Origin of the sequence: Anabaena sp. FACHB-1237 (genome assembly GCF_014696225.1) — a bacterium.
GTDB lineage: Bacteria > Cyanobacteriota > Cyanobacteriia > Cyanobacteriales > Nostocaceae > FACHB-1237.
Map to the genome: position 1 here is coordinate 1 of NZ_JACJPV010000003.1, position 17,211 is coordinate 17,211.

17 protein-coding genes are annotated in these 17,211 nt (G+C 35.3%); 9 read left to right on the top strand and 8 right to left on the bottom strand.

Going from position 1 to position 17,211, the window contains the following annotated elements:
* Positions 1–774 (top strand): formylglycine-generating enzyme family protein (locus tag H6F32_RS01900; protein ID WP_190367652.1); only part of this gene is annotated, 774 nt, incomplete at its 5' end.
* 733 nt (positions 775–1,507) lie between these two features.
* On the opposite strand, the gene H6F32_RS01905 is transcribed toward H6F32_RS01900, so the two are convergent.
* From H6F32_RS01905 to lysA, 4 genes are all read right to left on the bottom strand, one after another.
* A complete protein-coding gene (locus H6F32_RS01905; protein ID WP_190367653.1) occupies positions 1,508–2,338 on the bottom strand; it encodes a DUF3598 family protein in 831 nt (276 codons plus the stop codon).
* A 106-nt stretch (positions 2,339–2,444) separates the two neighbouring features.
* Positions 2,445–3,194 (bottom strand): isoprenyl transferase, encoded by a 750-nt coding sequence (locus H6F32_RS01910; protein WP_190367654.1) that lies wholly within the window; start codon positions 3,192–3,194, stop codon positions 2,445–2,447.
* Positions 3,191–4,129, bottom strand: a complete 939-nt coding sequence (gene cdaA / locus H6F32_RS01915; protein WP_190367655.1) for a diadenylate cyclase CdaA — start codon at positions 4,127–4,129, stop codon at positions 3,191–3,193. Before cdaA ends, H6F32_RS01910 begins: the two co-directional genes overlap by 4 nt.
* 391 nt (positions 4,130–4,520) lie before the next feature.
* Positions 4,521–5,912 carry a diaminopimelate decarboxylase gene (gene lysA / locus H6F32_RS01920; protein WP_190367656.1) on the bottom strand — a complete coding sequence of 464 codons (1,392 nt, stop codon included), beginning with the start codon at positions 5,910–5,912 and terminating at the stop codon, positions 4,521–4,523.
* A 185-nt stretch (positions 5,913–6,097) separates the two neighbouring features.
* Here lysA and rimI point away from each other — a divergent pair, with 185 nt between their 5' ends.
* The 7 genes from rimI (at position 6,098) to H6F32_RS01955 (ending at position 11,990) form a co-directional block, all read left to right on the top strand.
* Positions 6,098–6,625: a ribosomal protein S18-alanine N-acetyltransferase gene (rimI, locus tag H6F32_RS01925; protein ID WP_190367657.1), complete on the top strand. Its 528-nt coding sequence runs from the start codon at positions 6,098–6,100 to the stop codon at positions 6,623–6,625.
* A gap of 458 nt (positions 6,626–7,083) precedes the next feature.
* On the top strand, positions 7,084–7,533 hold the full coding sequence (locus H6F32_RS01930) for a hypothetical protein (protein ID WP_242031022.1): 450 nt from the start codon (positions 7,084–7,086) through the stop codon (positions 7,531–7,533).
* Between the two features lie 297 nt (positions 7,534–7,830).
* Positions 7,831–8,130 (top strand): hypothetical protein, encoded by a 300-nt coding sequence (locus tag H6F32_RS01935; RefSeq protein WP_190367658.1) that lies wholly within the window; start codon positions 7,831–7,833, stop codon positions 8,128–8,130.
* Positions 8,131–8,464: 334 nt separating this feature from the next.
* Entirely contained in the window at positions 8,465–8,956 is a 492-nt protein-coding gene (locus H6F32_RS01940; protein WP_190367659.1) for a hypothetical protein, read from the top strand.
* A 156-nt stretch (positions 8,957–9,112) separates the two neighbouring features.
* The gene (locus H6F32_RS01945) at positions 9,113–9,766 is read left to right on the top strand and encodes a pentapeptide repeat-containing protein (protein ID WP_190367802.1); all 654 of its coding nucleotides are present in this window, start codon (positions 9,113–9,115) and stop codon (positions 9,764–9,766) included.
* 450 nt (positions 9,767–10,216) lie between these two features.
* The gene (locus H6F32_RS01950) at positions 10,217–11,041 is read left to right on the top strand and encodes an NAD-dependent epimerase/dehydratase family protein (RefSeq protein ID WP_190367660.1); all 825 of its coding nucleotides are present in this window, start codon (positions 10,217–10,219) and stop codon (positions 11,039–11,041) included.
* A 28-nt stretch (positions 11,042–11,069) separates the two neighbouring features.
* Positions 11,070–11,990 carry an alpha/beta fold hydrolase gene (locus H6F32_RS01955; RefSeq protein WP_190367661.1) on the top strand — a complete coding sequence of 307 codons (921 nt, stop codon included), beginning with the start codon at positions 11,070–11,072 and terminating at the stop codon, positions 11,988–11,990.
* Between the two features lie 75 nt (positions 11,991–12,065).
* Here H6F32_RS01955 and H6F32_RS01960 read toward each other — a convergent pair whose 3' ends face one another.
* The 4 genes from H6F32_RS01960 to glmM form a co-directional block, all read right to left on the bottom strand.
* Positions 12,066–12,920, bottom strand: a complete 855-nt coding sequence (locus tag H6F32_RS01960) for a sulfite exporter TauE/SafE family protein (protein WP_190367662.1) — start codon at positions 12,918–12,920, stop codon at positions 12,066–12,068.
* 108 nt (positions 12,921–13,028) lie between these two features.
* Positions 13,029–13,538: a rhodanese-like domain-containing protein gene (locus tag H6F32_RS01965; protein WP_190367663.1), complete on the bottom strand. Its 510-nt coding sequence runs from the start codon at positions 13,536–13,538 to the stop codon at positions 13,029–13,031.
* 66 nt (positions 13,539–13,604) lie between these two features.
* Complete coding sequence (locus H6F32_RS01970; protein WP_190367664.1) at positions 13,605–14,291, bottom strand: MBL fold metallo-hydrolase; 687 nt, start codon at positions 14,289–14,291, stop codon at positions 13,605–13,607.
* A 504-nt stretch (positions 14,292–14,795) separates the two neighbouring features.
* Positions 14,796–16,226: a phosphoglucosamine mutase gene (gene glmM, locus H6F32_RS01975; RefSeq protein ID WP_190367665.1), complete on the bottom strand. Its 1,431-nt coding sequence runs from the start codon at positions 16,224–16,226 to the stop codon at positions 14,796–14,798.
* Between the two features lie 370 nt (positions 16,227–16,596).
* On the opposite strand from glmM, the gene petC reads away from it, so the two are divergent.
* A complete protein-coding gene (gene petC / locus H6F32_RS01980; RefSeq protein ID WP_190367666.1) occupies positions 16,597–17,136 on the top strand; it encodes a cytochrome b6-f complex iron-sulfur subunit in 540 nt (179 codons plus the stop codon).
* The last annotated feature ends 75 nt before the right edge of the window (positions 17,137–17,211 follow it).

Below are 17,211 nucleotides of genomic sequence, written 5' to 3' on the forward strand. Positions count from 1 at the left end.
AGCAGAAGCAACCACTCAGCAAATTACTTTGTGGAGGACTTGGGAAACGGTGTCACCTTAGAAATGGTGGAAATACCCCCAGGTAAATTTATGATGGGTTCACCGGAAAATGAGAAGAAAAGATCATCTTTTGAAAGTCCCCAGCATCAAGTGACAGTACCTCGTTTCTTTATGGCCAGATATCCCTTGACACAGACACAATATTCTGCTATTACGGGAAATAATCCTTCTTACTTTAAAGGTGATAATCTTCCAGTTGAACGAGTCAGTTGGAATGATGCAGTAGCTTTCTGTAAAAAGTTAAGTCAGAAGACCGGAAAAGATTACAGATTACCCAGTGAAGCACAATGGGAGTACGCTTGTCGAGCAGGCACAACCACACCATTTTATTTTGGTGAAAGTATTACCCCAGATTTGGTAAACTATGATGGTAATTTCCCCTACGCTGATGCTCCTAAAGGTCAATATCGTCAACAAACCACAGAAGTAGGTTCTTTTCCCCCTAACGCTTTCGGTTTGTACGATATGCACGGGAATGTATGGGAATGGTGTTTGGATGACTGGCATGAAAATTATATAAACGCGGTTAGCGGTGTACTTACCTGTGGATCATCTTGGTATAGTCAGGATAATAATTCGTATAAGCCTCGCCGTGGTGGTTGTCGGCGCAGTGATGCCCAAACTTGTCGCTCTGCCAATCGCGATTGGTCCGCGCGCGATACTCTTAACGAGGATTTGGGTTTTCGGGTCTTGTTCTGCTCTAGAACTTTGTAGTCATTTATACTTTTACCGTCTTACCCTTTTTCCTTCTTAAACCGTCCGCGTAGCGGAAAAATTTAAAAGAGCAAAAATGGGGTATGGGTATCTTAGGCTTATTTAATTTTTTTACCTTTAAGAATGCAGCAGACTGTGGGGAATGAAATGATTGGTATAATATTGGCATTTTGATTATGATAATGGTAATTTGGGAATTTGTCAAGGGGTTTGCCACAAAGCAGGATACCCAGGATGTAAGGATTTACAGGATTGTTATTTAGAGATTATTTGATTGATCAGAAAAATATTGTATTATTGAGAAGATATGTATAAATATTATTATCTCAACACAAATGAGTTAGAGTCATGAAAATGAAGGTGGGCAAAAATGCACGCACTTCTCTAAATGAGGTAAATCGTTCCGGTAAGTACAAAATCATTTATCCTAGCTTCCTCACCCCCCGGTGTCACAGTCGGTTTTTTCGGATTTTTGAATACATCTGAGGATAATTTTGATACAACATAGTCTAGATATTAGGTGGCGATGGCGAAGCGCTGCTGCAAGTAGTTCGCCAATTCTCAATCTCTAAATGACCGATTTTCGTTGTGTGACAGTTGAGGGTGCCGAATGTGGGGTACAACAATGGGAATAAATTATCTCCTTGATACTCATGTTTTATTATGGTGGGTTTTTGATGATCCGAAACTTGAGATAGTTCCATAATTTCTCCAACTTCCCCACATCCTCAAATCACCTTTTATACTCAATTACATGAGTAGAACTAACCCATTCACCATGATCACTATAATTCCTAATTAAACGCTGACGTTCATTTTCTCTGACTAACCAACCTACTTCTACAAAAAACGGTTTTCTCAATTGTAATTGTCCAGGAACATTATTAGAACAACCATCAGGTAATAATAAAATTTCTCGCTTTATTCCCTGATTTTCAAAAATAATTTTATTCCCATAAATTCTTCCTCTACTACTCATAACTTGCGACGCAAAAGATAATTTTTGTTCTAAATATCCACCATCTACTTCTTTAACTTCTAAATTAGTATCATATCTTTCTGATGGTCTTAAATCTCCATAAAATGTATGGGCTTTACCTTCCCAATTACCAATTAATGATTTTACCGTTAATGGTGGACGTTCATAAGCATCTGTACCATAACGAAATTCCCTAATTAAAGTTAAGCTAGAAAAATTACCCTGTTTATCATATAGTTGTACTAAACGCGATCGCCTATCTTCATCCACAAAACCATATTCTGCACCAAATTCTGTAAAAGGTGCTAATTGTAATGTACCTTTAGAAAATGCACCTGTATTAAAAAAAATATTATGTCTATCTAAAGAATGATATTCCTGTTGATAATCTTGAATTGGAGTACTATCATAATTACTAGAATCAAAACGACGTAACCTAAAAATTACCCTTTCATTATTATCAAACCCTTCTAAATTAAGAATACTCGGAGTAGATTTTAATATTTCCCCATCAGGAGAAATTTGCGTAAAAGAACCACGCCATTCGCCTAAATTTTTGATGAAGTTTTCCCAGTTAGTTGTCATAATTTAATTATTATTTTTGAATGATTATAGTAGTGCAAGCATCTTGCTTGCATTCATGATTAAAAATACAATAACTTATTTTATATCACCAATAACCTATTATTTATTAAACCTTACCAAACCTTCTCTCCCGTTGTTGATAAGCATATAAAGCGCGATGAAACTCATTTCTATCAAAATCAGGCCAAAGAGTATCAGTAATATAAATTTCTCCATAGGCCATTTGCCAAAGTAAGAAATTAGATAACCGCATTTCTCCACTAGTTCTAATTAATAAATCAGGATCACTAATACCTGCTGTGTATAAGTGACTTTCAAAGACTTCTTCACAAATATCATCAGGTTTGAGTATACCCTGTTCTACCTTGTGAGCGATCGCTCGACAGGCTTGCAAAATTTCCTGTCTACCACCATAATTAGTAGCCACAGTGAACTTAATACTGCGATTATCCTTAGTCTCTTCCATAGAACGAGAAATTTCATCCTGTAAAGTTTGGGGTAACGCGGGTAAATTACCTACAAACTGAATTTGCACATTTTCCTCCACCATTTCCCGCAATTCTTGACGTAAAACCCCCTGAAACAAACTCATCAAAAAATCCACCTCTTCCTGTGGCCTTTTCCAATTTTCCGTAGAAAAAGCATAAGCCGTTAAAGCCTTAATCCCCCAATCTTTACAGCATCTTAACAAATCTTTAAGAGCATCTACACCGCGTTTATGACCCATAAAACGCGGTAATCCTTGACGTTTAGCCCAACGGCCATTACCATCCATAATCACAGCCACATGATGAGGAAGTAATTCCGGTTTTAAATCAGCAGGTAAATATAACAATTCAGTATCTTGTATAGTCATTTTTCGGTCTTATTTTTTTGGCGAGAAGCAGCAGATGGTAATCCTAATAAACGTGAAAATACGGTTAATCCTTGATTAATAGCTTGACGCATCCAACTTAAAAGTCCAGGAGATACAGTTTCTCGGTCTACATTGGGAGAAAACTGTGCTTCTAAGGATTCCTTTAGTTTTCTAATCGTCAGTGGTCTGTAGAGAGTTCCTCTTTCCGCTAAAGAAATTGAACCCGTTTCTTCAGATACAACGACACAAATGCAATTTTCCAGTCGTTCCGTAATTCCCATAGCAGCACGATGGCGAGTACCCAACTGGCGGGAGGCAGTACGTCCTGAAAGTGGTAAAATAATTCCTGATGATACAATGCGAGAACCACGAATTAACGTCGCTCCATCATGTAAAAGAGTTTTTGGCTGAAAAATAGTTTGGATTAGTTCTTTAGACACTTCCGCATTTAGCCGCACTCCAGGAACAGAAAAATCTTGTTCATCAATAGGTTCCGTAGTTTCTAAAATTAGTAATGCACCAATACGATTTTTAGATAATTCTTTAACTGCATCAACAATTTCATCTATAACACTATCTGGTTTAGGAACAGAAGAGCGATTTTGTCGAAATAATTGCCAAAATTCGCCCCGTCCCAATTGTTCTAAGAAGCGGCGAAATTCAGATTGTAAGGCCACAGCCATAGCCACAGCACAACCAATCACCAACTTTTCTAGAACAAAATTTAATAGAGGTAATCCTAATCTACCACTGAGAGCCGATGCCAGCATTAAAATTATAAATCCCCGTACCATCCATAAAGTACGACGTTCACTAATAATGACTAGAATCACATAAGTCAGTGCTATAACTAACACAGTATCCAAACTTCCAAGTAGTAAAGACTGTGACCAATCTCCTATATTTATTAGCCATTGTTTCCACCACTCTTTCATGATATTTGGATAATAAGTTACTAGTTAGGAGGGGCGAACAGCCGTTCGCCCGTACAGTACTCAGTAGGGGTCAAGCATGAGATCACTGATATCAAATTAAGTTACAGACAGGCCTATTTGTTTGGCTTCCACACCCGCCAGGTGCTGAAGTACCAGTCTAATAGCTAAAGTAAACTAAAGAATTTCAGAAATTTTCCGACTCTTTTAGTCATTTAAAAATGACTTTTGCTATCAGACACAGTAATTCATTCCCAGTCGGGTTATGTATGGGTTTGAGGTTAACTTGACACCAATGAGCATTACTAAACCCAGAGTAAGAGTCAGAATAAAGAATTTTTACCTGTGATCCCAACTCCCAACTCCCGACTCCCGACTCCCGACTCCCTATTCCCTATTTTAGTCTTTCTGGTAAATAATCTTGGCGAATTAAGTCCTGATAAGTTTCTCTTTGCAAAATTAAATTTGCTTCACCATTAGTTACTACCACAGCCGCCGGTCGGGGTAAACGATTATAGTTAGAAGACATACTATAATTGTATGCACCCGTGGCCATAACTACTAAAATATCCCCTGGTGCGGTTTTTGGTAATTGCACATTTTTAATGAGAATATCCCCTGATTCACAATGTTTCCCAGCTAATGTTACAGTTTCGTTACAAGCCGCACTCATTTTATTCGCTACCACCGCCCTGTACACTGATTGATAGGTGATAGGACGAGGATTATCTGACATTCCCCCATCTACAGATACATAGGTACGAATATCAGGAATTTCTTTACTAGAACCAATGGTATAAGCGGTAATGCAAGATGTGGCAATGAGCGATCGCCCAGGTTCACACAACAACTTTGGCAATGGTAAATTTTCAGATTCACAAGCCGATTGTACTATTTCACAAATTGCCCTAGACCATTCTGCAATGCTTGGGGGATCATCCGATTCTGTATATTTAATTCCTAAACCGCCACCCACATTTAACTCTGTTATGGTTAAACCATATTTGGACGCATCTCGCAACCATTCCACCATCACCGCAGCTAAATCTCTATGGGGTTGACGTTCAAATATTTGTGAACCAATATGAGCGTGTAAACCCACACAATTTAAACTAGGTTGCTGACTGACAAAAGTAAATACTTGATCTAAATCATTGGGATCAAAACCAAATTTACTATCTAAATGTCCCGTGCGAATATATTCATGGGTATGACATTCAATACCTGGTGTCAACCGCAACATAATTCTTACTGCTGAATCTGTTGACAAACCTACTAGATTATGCAGTTCATACCAATTATCTACGACAATGGTACAACCAGACTCAATAGCTAAAATTAACTCATCACGAGATTTATTATTGCCATGTAAGTATATTTTTGCTGGACTGACTCCCGCTTGTAATGCTGTATAAAGTTCACCACCTGATACTACATCAATTCCTAAACCTTCTGAGGCCACAATGGCACAAACCGCTAAACAATTCCAGGCTTTGGAAGCGTAAAGTACCTGAGATTCACCTTTATAGTATTCTTTAAAGGTATTATGATATTGTTTACAAGCAGTTCTTAAAGTTGCTTCATCTAAAATATACAGAGGTGATCCGAACTGTTTTACTAATGTGGTGACATCACAGCCACCAATTTCCAGGTGATCATGCTGATTCACTTTAGCAGTTAATGGCAAAAGTTGTTGATTTGGCGAAATATCAGCCTTAATACCTGTGTTTTCTGGTAAATATTGACTACCAGAATTTTCAACCTGGGGAGGAAAAGTTACTACCATAGCTAATCAGAGTTCTCTTGGTGAAAATGACGCGATTATATGTTGATTTCCAGTTTACAGCTTTATTGGTCAGGATGAAGAATTAAAATGGGAAGTACGGAGTGCGATAATAAAATCTTACCAATTACCAATTACCCATTACCCATTACCCATTACCCATTATCAATTATTTATTAATTGTCTCTATGATTTTATCAGATTTGAAAATTCAAACTCTCACGTCAGAAAATTTAGCTGAATTATTAGAACTAGATCAAATTTGTTTTAATGGTATGTGGACTATGGAAGGTTATTTGCGTGAGTTAGAAAGTCCTAATAGTTGTTTTTTAGGTCTATTTCCTCCTATGGTTAATTCTAGTTTGTTGGGAATGGGTTGTTTTTGGTCAATTTTAGAGGAAGCACATATTACTATTTTGGCTATTCATCCTGAATATCAGCGTCAAGGTTTGGGACAATTTTTATTGTATGCTTTACTAAAAACCGCTTGGGAAAAAGGTTTAGAAAGGGCTACTTTAGAAGTTCGTGCTTCTAATATAGGGGCTATTTCTCTTTATGAAAAATTCGGTTTTAAAACTGCTGGCCGTCGTCGTGGTTATTATCAGGATAATAATGAAGATGCTTTAATTTTATGGCTTTCTCAATTACAAACTCCTGAGTTTATTGAAATTTTACATCAGTGGGAAAATATGGTAATTCAACAAGTTAAATTATAAGTGTTCAGGTATTAGTTAATAGCATCAATAAAAAGGATTCAGAAATTTTATCACAGCATATTATTTAATCTAGTTATTTCCAGAATTTATGCACTCTAGTACACCCTACAATGTGCTATTTGGCTAAATTATGAATCCAGCTATGTTAAGAGGATGTTTGTAAAGTCTAAATTAACACAAAAATCGGCGATTGGAAATCGCGTCTACACAGGCAAAATCTGCATACCCAGGTTAAAAATCCTTGGTTTTTCTCTAGTCCACGCAGGTGGTCTTTGCCTGTATAGTAGCGATAGCGCAGCGCGGCGTAAGCCTTATGATATTCGCCCCATACTTTTAAAACATCCTCTAAGTTTAAAAGTTTTATATTGGTTAAAATTTATCTTTGTTATTTTGATAAAATTTTTGACAAAATTCCTGCATTAATATATACTGTGGATGATAATTTGGCAGTCAAAAATATGATTAATTCCTTTGTAAAATCTTTTATAAAAAAAAATCTTCCTCCTATTCTCGCAGTTGTACTAATCATGCTGACAGCTTGTAGTAGTATTGCTTTATTACCAACTCCAGAATTAATTGAAAAAGCGATCGCTATTCAATTACAACAAACTCAAGAAGAATTAAATCAAAAATTAGATTTACATTTCCAAAAATTACAACTGCAACATTTATATATTATGCAACAGCAACCCCTGACTATTGAAAACTTACCAGCTTACAGAGTTACAGGTAGTTATGATATAAATGCGAGATTAGCAAAACACAGGTTTACACAATTACAAAAACCTTTTGATATCTATTTACAAATTCAAAAAGAAGGTAAAAGTTGGCGTTTATTAATACCAGAAAAATCAGATAAAAATACTCAAAATACTCCATCAAAATGGCAAAGTTATTTAATTTTGTAGTGAACAGAAAGATCCCCGACTTCTTAGAGAAGTCGGGGATCTAGGATATGTCAGTTAATTCTGGTACAATTTGTTTTATATAACTAATCTACACAATAAAAAATATTCAAGGTGACAATTCTATCCTATAATATAACAGGACTGGGGATCAAAGCTATTGCTTGTACCTCAAAGCCCCTTGCTGTACTGTGAGATACAAATATAGGAAAAAATACTTCCTTAATTATTGTAAAATTCTTTTAACAACCCATCAGTATGGTTTTAGTCAGCATCAAAAACTGTTAAGGAGTCAATCAAATGTCAGAAAATCAAGATAACACTAACACAGAATCCAGTTCTCAAGGTATGCTGGTAGTTGCTGGTTCACGCCCTATTACAACAGGTACATTACAAATAGTTAGCACTTATAATAGTATGGGTATCCGTCCCATAGGTGCTAATACTTTTCGAGTTGTAGATAATATCAATTTATCTGGTTTACGTCCTATAGGTTCAAGTGCTATTGTGGTATCAGAAAACTATTCTATATTTGGTAATCGTCCCATAGCATCAAATACTATTGATGATTCAGAAGTTTTAATGGGTTTTCTTGATTAATTTTGCATATTGTTGTTGAGAAACAATTGGAAAAATTGTCAGTAATCGGTAATCAGCCAATAGCATCAACAACAAGGATTAAGAAATGTTAATTTCACAGAATGTTATTTGTATCCGTTTCTTGTGATTCCATTGTTTGTATTTCAAGATTTCAGGTAAATAGCTAATGGCTGATGACTGAATGCTTACGAAAAATTAAACATAAGATCCCCAATTTCTTGGAAAGTTTGGGGATCTATTTATTTATAATTATGAAAAATAATCACATCCCCCACTTCTTCAAGAAGTGGGGGATGTGAATCTCTCAGAAAATCATAATTTAATGATGTTAATTATGTCAAAATCTCAAATTTTCCCTAAGTCTTTAAACTTAAAAGAAGATTATCCTTGTCCAGTGTGTAAAGTGGGTAAAATTACTGAAATGCCGTTAATGGAGGCTATGTATTGTGATTTTTGCCAGGAAATTTTTACTGTAAATATTGAACAACAACAGTTACAAATGCCCAGTCGAGAACCTGCTTTAATTTGGCATTGGAATGGCTTTAAATGGACACAAACACAAATTTTGGGAGTGGAGTTAGGTTGGCCTTATCAATTAGCTGCTATGGCTTTTGTGATTTTACCAACTAGTTTAGTAGCGATCGCTACCTATTATTTTCCCCCTAGTCCTGATGTTACACTATATTGGCTACCTTATCTTTGGACGATATTAACTTTTATCGCCCATTTAACTATTATTATTTGGTTATGGATCGAAATTTATCAAATTCCCGTAACCGCATATTTCCAAGGTATAAATCGTTGGTGGCATAATTTAAGTAGATGATAATCTAATGTATATTTAAATACTTATCATCATACTTGTGATAATCTATTGAAGTTGATGATTAATCATGGGAAAAAATCATGATTCAGGGGAATTTTTGCCGAAAAAATTACCAGAAATAGCTATGATTATTTTATTGTTCAAAAATATATGATGATGAGTGAACTGGAGCGTTACTACAGAGTCTTAGAATTAGAACCGGGAGCAACATTGGAAGAGGTAAATCAAGCCTATAAGGATTTAGTCTTTGTTTGGCATCCTGATCGTCTTCCTAAAGATAACCTACGACTGCAACAAAAAGCTCAGGATAAGCTAAAATTATTTAATGAAGCTCGTGATAAGTTGCGCTCCTTACGTGATCAATTGCAAAACTCACCATCTGCTTCTAAATCTACCTCTAGCTATAATTACTCCCAAACAAAAACTTATCAACAACCACCAAAAAATCCTGATTTAAGTGGTAAGGATTTTAGCCGTGCTAATCTAAGTAATCGAGATTTATCTGGTAGAAATTTGAGTTATGCTAATTTAAGTGGATCTAACCTTAGTGATAGCTTCATGCACAAAGTAATTTTGAGAGGTGCGGATTTATCAGAAGCGAATTTATTTAGAGCAAATTTATTATTAGCGGATTTAAGAGATGCTAATTTGCGTTCAGCGAATTTAATAGGAGCGGATCTCAGTGGTGCAGACTTACGGGGTGCAGATTTAACTGGGGCAAGAATTAGATCAGGCGATCGCTTATTAGTTAAACTAATAGGGGCTAAACTAGCAGGAACAATTATGCCAGATGGAATCATTCACAGTTAATAAAAATTAACTCAAACTAGCTGCAAAAACTTGACAATAATTTTAGAATAAGAAATTCAGGACTTACGCAACTGGCACATTGGTAGGGTGTGGTTCGACAAGCTCACCAAGCACATCAGACAGTATAAATCATGTAAATAAACAGATTCTTGATATCTGACGCATCCTACAACAGATTTTTCAGTGTGACACTTGCGTAAGTAATAATTATGATCATATACGCTTAATTATTTATAATTAGGAAACATATACATAAAATTTAAAAATACATATTTTATAACACTTTTAAAACAGAGAATATCAAGATTCACTGATAATTAAATTTGTGCCTGAGATCCAAACTCATGTACCATGTATTTATTCATCTACTGATTCATGTATTTATTCGTGGGTAATTTGGCAAAAAACATCAATTAATTAAAACATCAATTTAATTCTCTTAAAAAAACCATGAAGATTGCAATTATTGGCTGTGGTTACGTTGGTTATGCAATGAGTAAATATTGGCAAACCAATAGTAATATAAATCTAACTGTCACCACCACAAATTCAGATCGTGTTTCTCAATTAGAAACATTAGCAAATCAAGTAATTGTGACAACAGGAAATGATGTAGAAGGGTTGAAATCCGTTCTTAAAAATCAAGATGTTGTCTTATTAACTGTTGGGGCAAAAAGTCAAGATCAATATGAAGAAGTATATCTGAATACAGCAAAAAATCTAGTATCTATCTTCCCTGAATTTCCCAACATTCACCAATTAATTTACACAGGAAGTCACTCAATTTATGGTGATAGAAATGGAGTATGGGTAGACGAAGAAACCCCGCCAGCGCCAGCAAATAGAAACAATCAAATCCTCAGAAAAACCGAAGATATATTATTATCAGCAGAAAATGAAAATTTGCGAGTGTGTATTTTAAGATTAGGAGGAATTTATGGAACAGGAAGAGAATTACTAAAGATATTTAATAAAATAGCAGGAACAACACGCCCTGGCAATGGTGAAGAAATCAGCAATTGGATACATCTGGATGATATTATTGGTTGTATAGACTTTGCTAGACAACATCGTCTTCAAGGGATATACAATTTAGTTGATGATAGTCATTTTACCAAACGGGAATTAATTGAAAATGTCTTAACAAAAAATAATTTACCTAATGTCATTTGGGATATTACTACCAAAAGTAATCGCCCTATTAATGCCTGGGTATCTAATCAAAAAATCAAAGATGCAGGATATCAATTAATTCATCCTCAGATCATTTTTTAATTAATCTAAAATAGAAAAAACTGAAATTATGTCATCATCTACAATTACTAACCCTAGCACATCTTCCACCCAATTTTACACCTGGGAAAATTATCGTTGTGCTTATGAAATACATCAGTCCAAAAAATCCCCAGTTACAGGTATTCCCCTATTATTAATTCATCCCATAGGAGTAGGATTATCTCGCAAATTTTGGGATAGATTTTGTCAACGATGGTATCAAAGTAATCAGCCAAATATGATTTACAATCCTGATTTATTAGGATGTGGTGAAAGTGATATGCCATTTTTAGCATACAAACCTATTAATTGGGCTAATCAATTGCAATATTTTTTACAAACCGTAGTTAAACAACCAGTCATTATTGTTGTGCAAGGTGCTTTATTACCTGTAGCCATAGAATTAATTAAACAAGAAAAAGAATTAATTGCTGGTTTAATATCTTCTGATCCTACATCAGCACCAGTAATTAATAAAACTGTTTCTGCAACTCAACAAAATTTGCTTTGGAATCTTTTAAAATCTCCTCTTGGTAAAGCCTTTTATTGTTATGCCAGGAGGCGAAGATTTTTACAATCTTTCTCAGAAAAACAGCTATTTGCTAATAAAGAAAGTGTAGATGAAGAATGGTTAAATACCCTGAGAAAAGGTTCAGAAAATATTGCTAGTCGCTATGCGGTATTTGCATTTCTAGCCAGATTTTGGCAACGAAATTATCATGATGATATTTCAGCAATTCAACAACCAACATTGTTAATTGTGGGAGAAAAAGCTAGTAGTGTTAGTTTGGAAGGTAAACAGGAAATACCGGAGGAAAGATTAGCATATTATTTAGAAACTTTACCTAATCCTCAAGGAGTAATAATTAAGGGTAAAAATGTTATGCCTTATGAATCTACAGAGGAGTTTATCACAGCAATTTCTCCCTTTGTAGCTTCTTTAGGATAAATTTAGATCCCCAATTTCTCTGTTAATCTTATCAGTAGGGTGCGTCAGATATCAACAATCTATTGATTAACAAAACTAATGCAGTATGACGCGCCCTACCCTATTTTCTAAAAATACAGTTTTCTTGTTGTGAAAAGTAGTATAATTTTGAAATAACACAAAAGCAGCTACAGCTAATAAGAAATAACCAAAATATTTTTGCAATTTTTTACCATCAATAAACTGAGATAAATAAGCACCAAAAAAACTACCTAGACTAGCAGCAATAATAAATGTACCTATTAATTGCCAGTTTAATTCAACCTGTCCTAAATATCCTAAAAATCCAGCAATAGCATTAACTACTAAAATTAATAATGAGGTACCAATAGCTTCTTTGATATGAGTTCTACCCAAAATTACTAAAGCTGGTACAATGGCAAAACCGCCTCCAACTCCTACCAAACCTGTTAATATTCCTACTATTAAACCCTCCGTTAATAACCATAACCAACAATATTTACACACAGGTGCAGTATAAATTTCTACTGTTTGATTTATGATAGGTTTTAATGATGTTTTTTTACTACTTTTTTGAATCATTAATATTGCTGCTAACAACATAATAATTCCAAATAATAACATTTGTAAAGTATCAGTAATCAATGGTAAAGTAGCAATTTTCGCTCCTAAAAATGCCCCCAACATAGTAGCGGAACCAAAAATAAATGCTTTTTTAAAATTGATATTTTTATTTTGCCAATGGGGAATTAAACCAATGAAACTCACAGTACCAACTATTACTAATGTCATAGCAATAGCTGGTTTAGTAGGTATTCCCATCACATACACTAAAATAGGTAATGCTAATACCGAACCTCCACCACCTATTAATCCTAAACTAATACCAATACCAATGGCTAAAATATGTCCTAATATCCATGTTGTCATAATTATTAAATTTCTATTATTAATGATTAAATTTGCCAAATTAGTTTGAAAATTATACAAACAATATACAGGCAAGATGCCCGTACTACTTTAATATTCACTTTAATATTATTTGTTGTATGGTAATTTGGCTAATAACATAGCCATTCCACAGGTATTAGTTACTCCGGCAAATACTAATCCTGCACCAACAAACCCACTTAAAATTAAAAACCAATCAGAAATAAAAGCACCTAAAATAGTTCCTGTAAATACTAATAAACCTGTCATGATTTGTACTTGTCTCATTAAACTAATAGGTGCATTTCGATTAATTTCTGTAGGGTATCCTGATGTTTTCCAAGCGGTAATTCCTCCTTGTAATTGACTAAAATTAGAAAATCCAGATTCTATTAATTTTTGGGCAGCTTTTTGGGAACGGTTACCAAATTGACAATATAATACTATGGGTTTATTGTTATTTAATGATAATTTTTGAATGCTGAAATCAGATAGTGGTACAATTTGGGAATTAGGAATATGTTCTGCTTTATATTCTCCCATTTCTCGCACATCTATTAATTGAATTTCTTGGTTGTCTAATAATTCTTTGACAGTGCTACAATTCATTAGTTCCATATTTGTAATACTCCTAGTTGATGATTTTGTGTTTTCTCAATCTTTGTTGTTACTGCTATTACCTGATTACTTATTTCCACATTTTTGATTTGCAGGCACTGCGGCCATCATTTTTTTAGGATTTGGCAGGTTTAAATTGTTCATCATTTCTATAAATGTGGTTTTATTTTGATTTTTAAATCTAGGATTATGTTGTATTTCTTCTCCTATGGTAGATACTGTAAAACCTTTGTAGTCATGTCCTGGATAAACTAAAGTTGTATCAGGCAATGTAAAAAGTTTTTCTGTAATTGACTCGTATTGTATTCCTGCATTTCCACTTTGAAAATCTGTTCTTCCACAACCACGAATTAATAAACTATCTCCTGTTAATAGTTTGTCATTGTTGATTAAATATGCTATATGACTATCAGTATGGCCAGGAGTTGCGATCGCTTGAATAATTATTTCTCCTGCTTCTAATCTTTCCCTATCTTGCATATATTTATCAGCACAGGTAGCAGATGCTTTCGTGGGTACAATTCCTAAACATCCCGTTATTTCCCGCAATTTCCCTGTACCTGTAATATGATCTGCATGAATATGAGTTTCTAAACAATATTTTAAGTCTAATCCTAATTCTGTGATTAGTTGTAAATCTCTATCTACTTGTTCCCATACTGGATCTACTAATACTGCTGCCTTTGTTATCTCGTCAGCAATTAAGTAAGTATATGTACTCGATTCGCTGTCAAATAATTGTCTAAATAACATGGAATTTGTCCGCAGTAAGTTTATATATACAATATATAACGATATAGTAATGATGTCAATGGTTAATTAACAGAAATAAAAGATGACTGCGGACTTTGCTAGACTTTATAAATCAAGCAAATAAGTAGATTATTGATGTTGTACTGAGTAGATTTTAAGCTGATGTGCAGCACTCACTGTATAACTAAAAAACCTAAAATTACTGTAGTGCAAGCATCTTGCTTGCATCTACAGCACATTCCATCTACATCAGGTACACTATGAACACAGCAAGATGCCTGTGTTACAAGGGTTTTATCATTAACATCTGTACCTCAGAATAACGGAAACTTGCATAATGGCGGTAGATATTTTGTTGCGCGCATCAGCGAAGCATTTTCAGTGCGTCTTTGCGCGAAACCAGAATCAAAATGTGGTTCATTTACCTGAAAATTGCTGTAATTTGTATCAGGGATGGAAGCAGTTTTTTATTGGTGCATTATGCTACGTTAAAACACCCTACTTCTATATTAAGTAATGTTGTACTTTTTTCACTAGTTCCTGAGTCCAATATTCGGCAAGTTGAGAATTTTCCGCTTCTACCATGACTCTAATTAGTGGTTCTGTGCCAGATGCTCTCACTAATATTCTACCAGTATTACCCATTGCAGTTTCAGCTTGAGCGATCGCTTGTTGTACTGGTTCACAACTTTCCCAGTTTAAGCGTTTTTCTCGATCTTCTACCCTGACATTGCGTAATAATTGGGGGTATGTTTGAAAACTTTGATCTACTAATTCTCCTAGTGATAGGTTAGCATCTTTAACTACTGTGGCAATATGCAATGCCGTTAATAAACCATCGCCAGTAATGCCATAATGTCGACAAAGGATATGCCCTGATTGTTCGCCCCCTAACATCCCTCCAGTTTTGCCCATTTCCGCTTGCACATATTGATCACCCACCGCAGTGCGAATTAACTTACCGCCTATTTTTTGCCAGGCTTTTTCAAAACCTAAGTTAGCCATAACTGTGGAAATTATTAGGTTGTCTGGTAATTTTTGTTGCTGTTGTAAATGCTGACCCCATAGGTAAAGAATGTAATCACCATTAACTGCTCTACCAGTATTATCCACAGCTAAAACTCTATCTGCATCACCATCAAAAGCAAAACCTATATCTGCTTTATGTTCTATTACTGCTTTCTGTAAAATATCTAAGTGAGTAGAACCGCAATTAACATTAATGCGATCGCCATCAGGTAAATTATGTAAAGCAATAACTTGTGCACCCATATCCGTAAATACCGATGGTGCTAAACCCACAGCCGCTCCCCAGGCTACATCTAATACTACCTTCATCCCTTGAAAATTGACCACAGGTTGTAAAGGAGTTTGTAACCCTTGACTATATTGTTTAATCAATTCTGGGCGAGAAAAATGCTTTCCACAGAGGTTATTTTTCTCTGCGGGGAGGTTTCCTCTAATACCTTGTTCAATTTCTGCCTGTAACATTTTTGACAGTTTACCACCATTAGCCCCAAAAATCTTGATCCCATTATCTTCAGGAGGGTTATGACTAGCAGAAATCATCACACCCCCAATAGCCTCGGTAATACTGGTAAGATAAGCAACACAAGGAGTAGGACATAAACCTAAATACCAGACTTCCAAACCTGCGGCGGTTAAACCAGCGCTTAAAGCCATAGCCAGCATATCACTAGAGTTTCTGGAGTCTTGGCCTAAAATGATCGGACCTAAATGGACAGCATCATTTCTTAATACCATACCTGCCCAAAAACCGACTTCTAAAGCTAGAGGAGCAGTTAAGAGTTTTCCTACCTGTCCACGAATGCCATCAGTACCAAATAAAGGGCTTTTGGGCAGGGTGTGGATATTAAAATTTAAACCTACAGCATTAGAAATACTATTTTCAGTCCGACGAATTGATGAAACCATATTTTTTCACTCTTTACACCATTTGATCATGAGGATAGCAGATTTAACCATGTATGGATAACTGGTGAAATAGAAGATACACAGGATAATTTTGTGATTGTCTAAATCAAACACTTTCAAAATAATTTTCTGACTGACTGCTGATATCTGATAGCTGATAGCTAACTGCTGATATCTGATAGCTGACTGCTGACTGCTGATATCTGATAAATAATAGTAATTTGATGATGTGAAGTTCCGTAAGTCCAGTATGATAAGGATAGATGTTAGTATTTCATCTCAGACAAAGTTTGAGTAGAGGTAAACGGCTGTTTATTTTTACCTAATGCTGTCACAATGCTTAACAATTTACACTAAGAGCGCGTGGATTATGGCTCAATTTTCTCAATCGGCTGATGTACCCGATATGGGTCGTCGTCAGTTCATGAATTTGCTGACTTTCGGAACTGTTACAGGAGTAGCATTAGGTGCATTATATCCTGTTGTCAAGTATTTTATTCCTCCTGTATCCGGTGGTGCAGGTGGTGGTACAGTAGCTAAAGATGAACTGGGCAATGCTGTAAGTGTCAGTGAATTTTTGGCGAGCCATACTGTAGGAGGACGCTCTTTAGTGCAAGGTCTAAAGGGAGATCCTACTTATATTGTGGTAGAAAGCAAAGAAGCGATCGCTGATTATGGGATTAATGCTATTTGTACTCACCTGGGTTGTGTAGTTCCTTGGAATGTGGCTGAGAACAAGTTTAAATGTCCTTGTCATGGTTCACAATATGACACTACAGGTAAAGTAATTCGTGGACCTGCTCCTCACTCCTTACCTCTAGCTCATGCAAATGTTGAAGAGGACAAAATTCTGTTAACTTCTTGGACAGAAACAGATTTCCGTGATGGAGAACCAGCTTGGTGGGCTTAATCACTTAAAAGTGATTGGTAAAGGATTTATTTGTAATAGTCTTTTCCCTAATCACGAAACATTAATCACTAATTC

Coding starts and splice junctions, on each gene's coding strand:
- H6F32_RS01940 (WP_190367659.1), top strand. CDS start 8,465: ATGTCAAAATCTCAAATTTTCCCTAAGTCTTTAAACTTAAAAGAAGAT.
- petC (WP_190367666.1), top strand. CDS start 16,597: ATGGCTCAATTTTCTCAATCGGCTGATGTACCCGATATGGGTCGTCGT.
- H6F32_RS01960 (WP_190367662.1), bottom strand. CDS start 12,920: ATGACAACATGGATATTAGGACATATTTTAGCCATTGGTATTGGTATT.
- H6F32_RS01970 (WP_190367664.1), bottom strand. CDS start 14,291: ATGTTATTTAGACAATTATTTGACAGCGAATCGAGTACATATACTTAC.
- cdaA (WP_190367655.1), bottom strand. CDS start 4,129: ATGAAAGAGTGGTGGAAACAATGGCTAATAAATATAGGAGATTGGTCA.
- H6F32_RS01945 (WP_190367802.1), top strand. CDS start 9,113: ATGAGTGAACTGGAGCGTTACTACAGAGTCTTAGAATTAGAACCGGGA.
- rimI (WP_190367657.1), top strand. CDS start 6,098: ATGATTTTATCAGATTTGAAAATTCAAACTCTCACGTCAGAAAATTTA.
- lysA (WP_190367656.1), bottom strand. CDS start 5,912: ATGGTAGTAACTTTTCCTCCCCAGGTTGAAAATTCTGGTAGTCAATAT.
- H6F32_RS01935 (WP_190367658.1), top strand. CDS start 7,831: ATGTCAGAAAATCAAGATAACACTAACACAGAATCCAGTTCTCAAGGT.
- H6F32_RS01955 (WP_190367661.1), top strand. CDS start 11,070: ATGTCATCATCTACAATTACTAACCCTAGCACATCTTCCACCCAATTT.
- H6F32_RS01965 (WP_190367663.1), bottom strand. CDS start 13,538: ATGGAACTAATGAATTGTAGCACTGTCAAAGAATTATTAGACAACCAA.
- H6F32_RS01930 (WP_242031022.1), top strand. CDS start 7,084: ATGATTAATTCCTTTGTAAAATCTTTTATAAAAAAAAATCTTCCTCCT.
- H6F32_RS01905 (WP_190367653.1), bottom strand. CDS start 2,338: ATGACAACTAACTGGGAAAACTTCATCAAAAATTTAGGCGAATGGCGT.
- H6F32_RS01910 (WP_190367654.1), bottom strand. CDS start 3,194: ATGACTATACAAGATACTGAATTGTTATATTTACCTGCTGATTTAAAA.
- glmM (WP_190367665.1), bottom strand. CDS start 16,226: ATGGTTTCATCAATTCGTCGGACTGAAAATAGTATTTCTAATGCTGTA.
- H6F32_RS01950 (WP_190367660.1), top strand. CDS start 10,217: ATGAAGATTGCAATTATTGGCTGTGGTTACGTTGGTTATGCAATGAGT.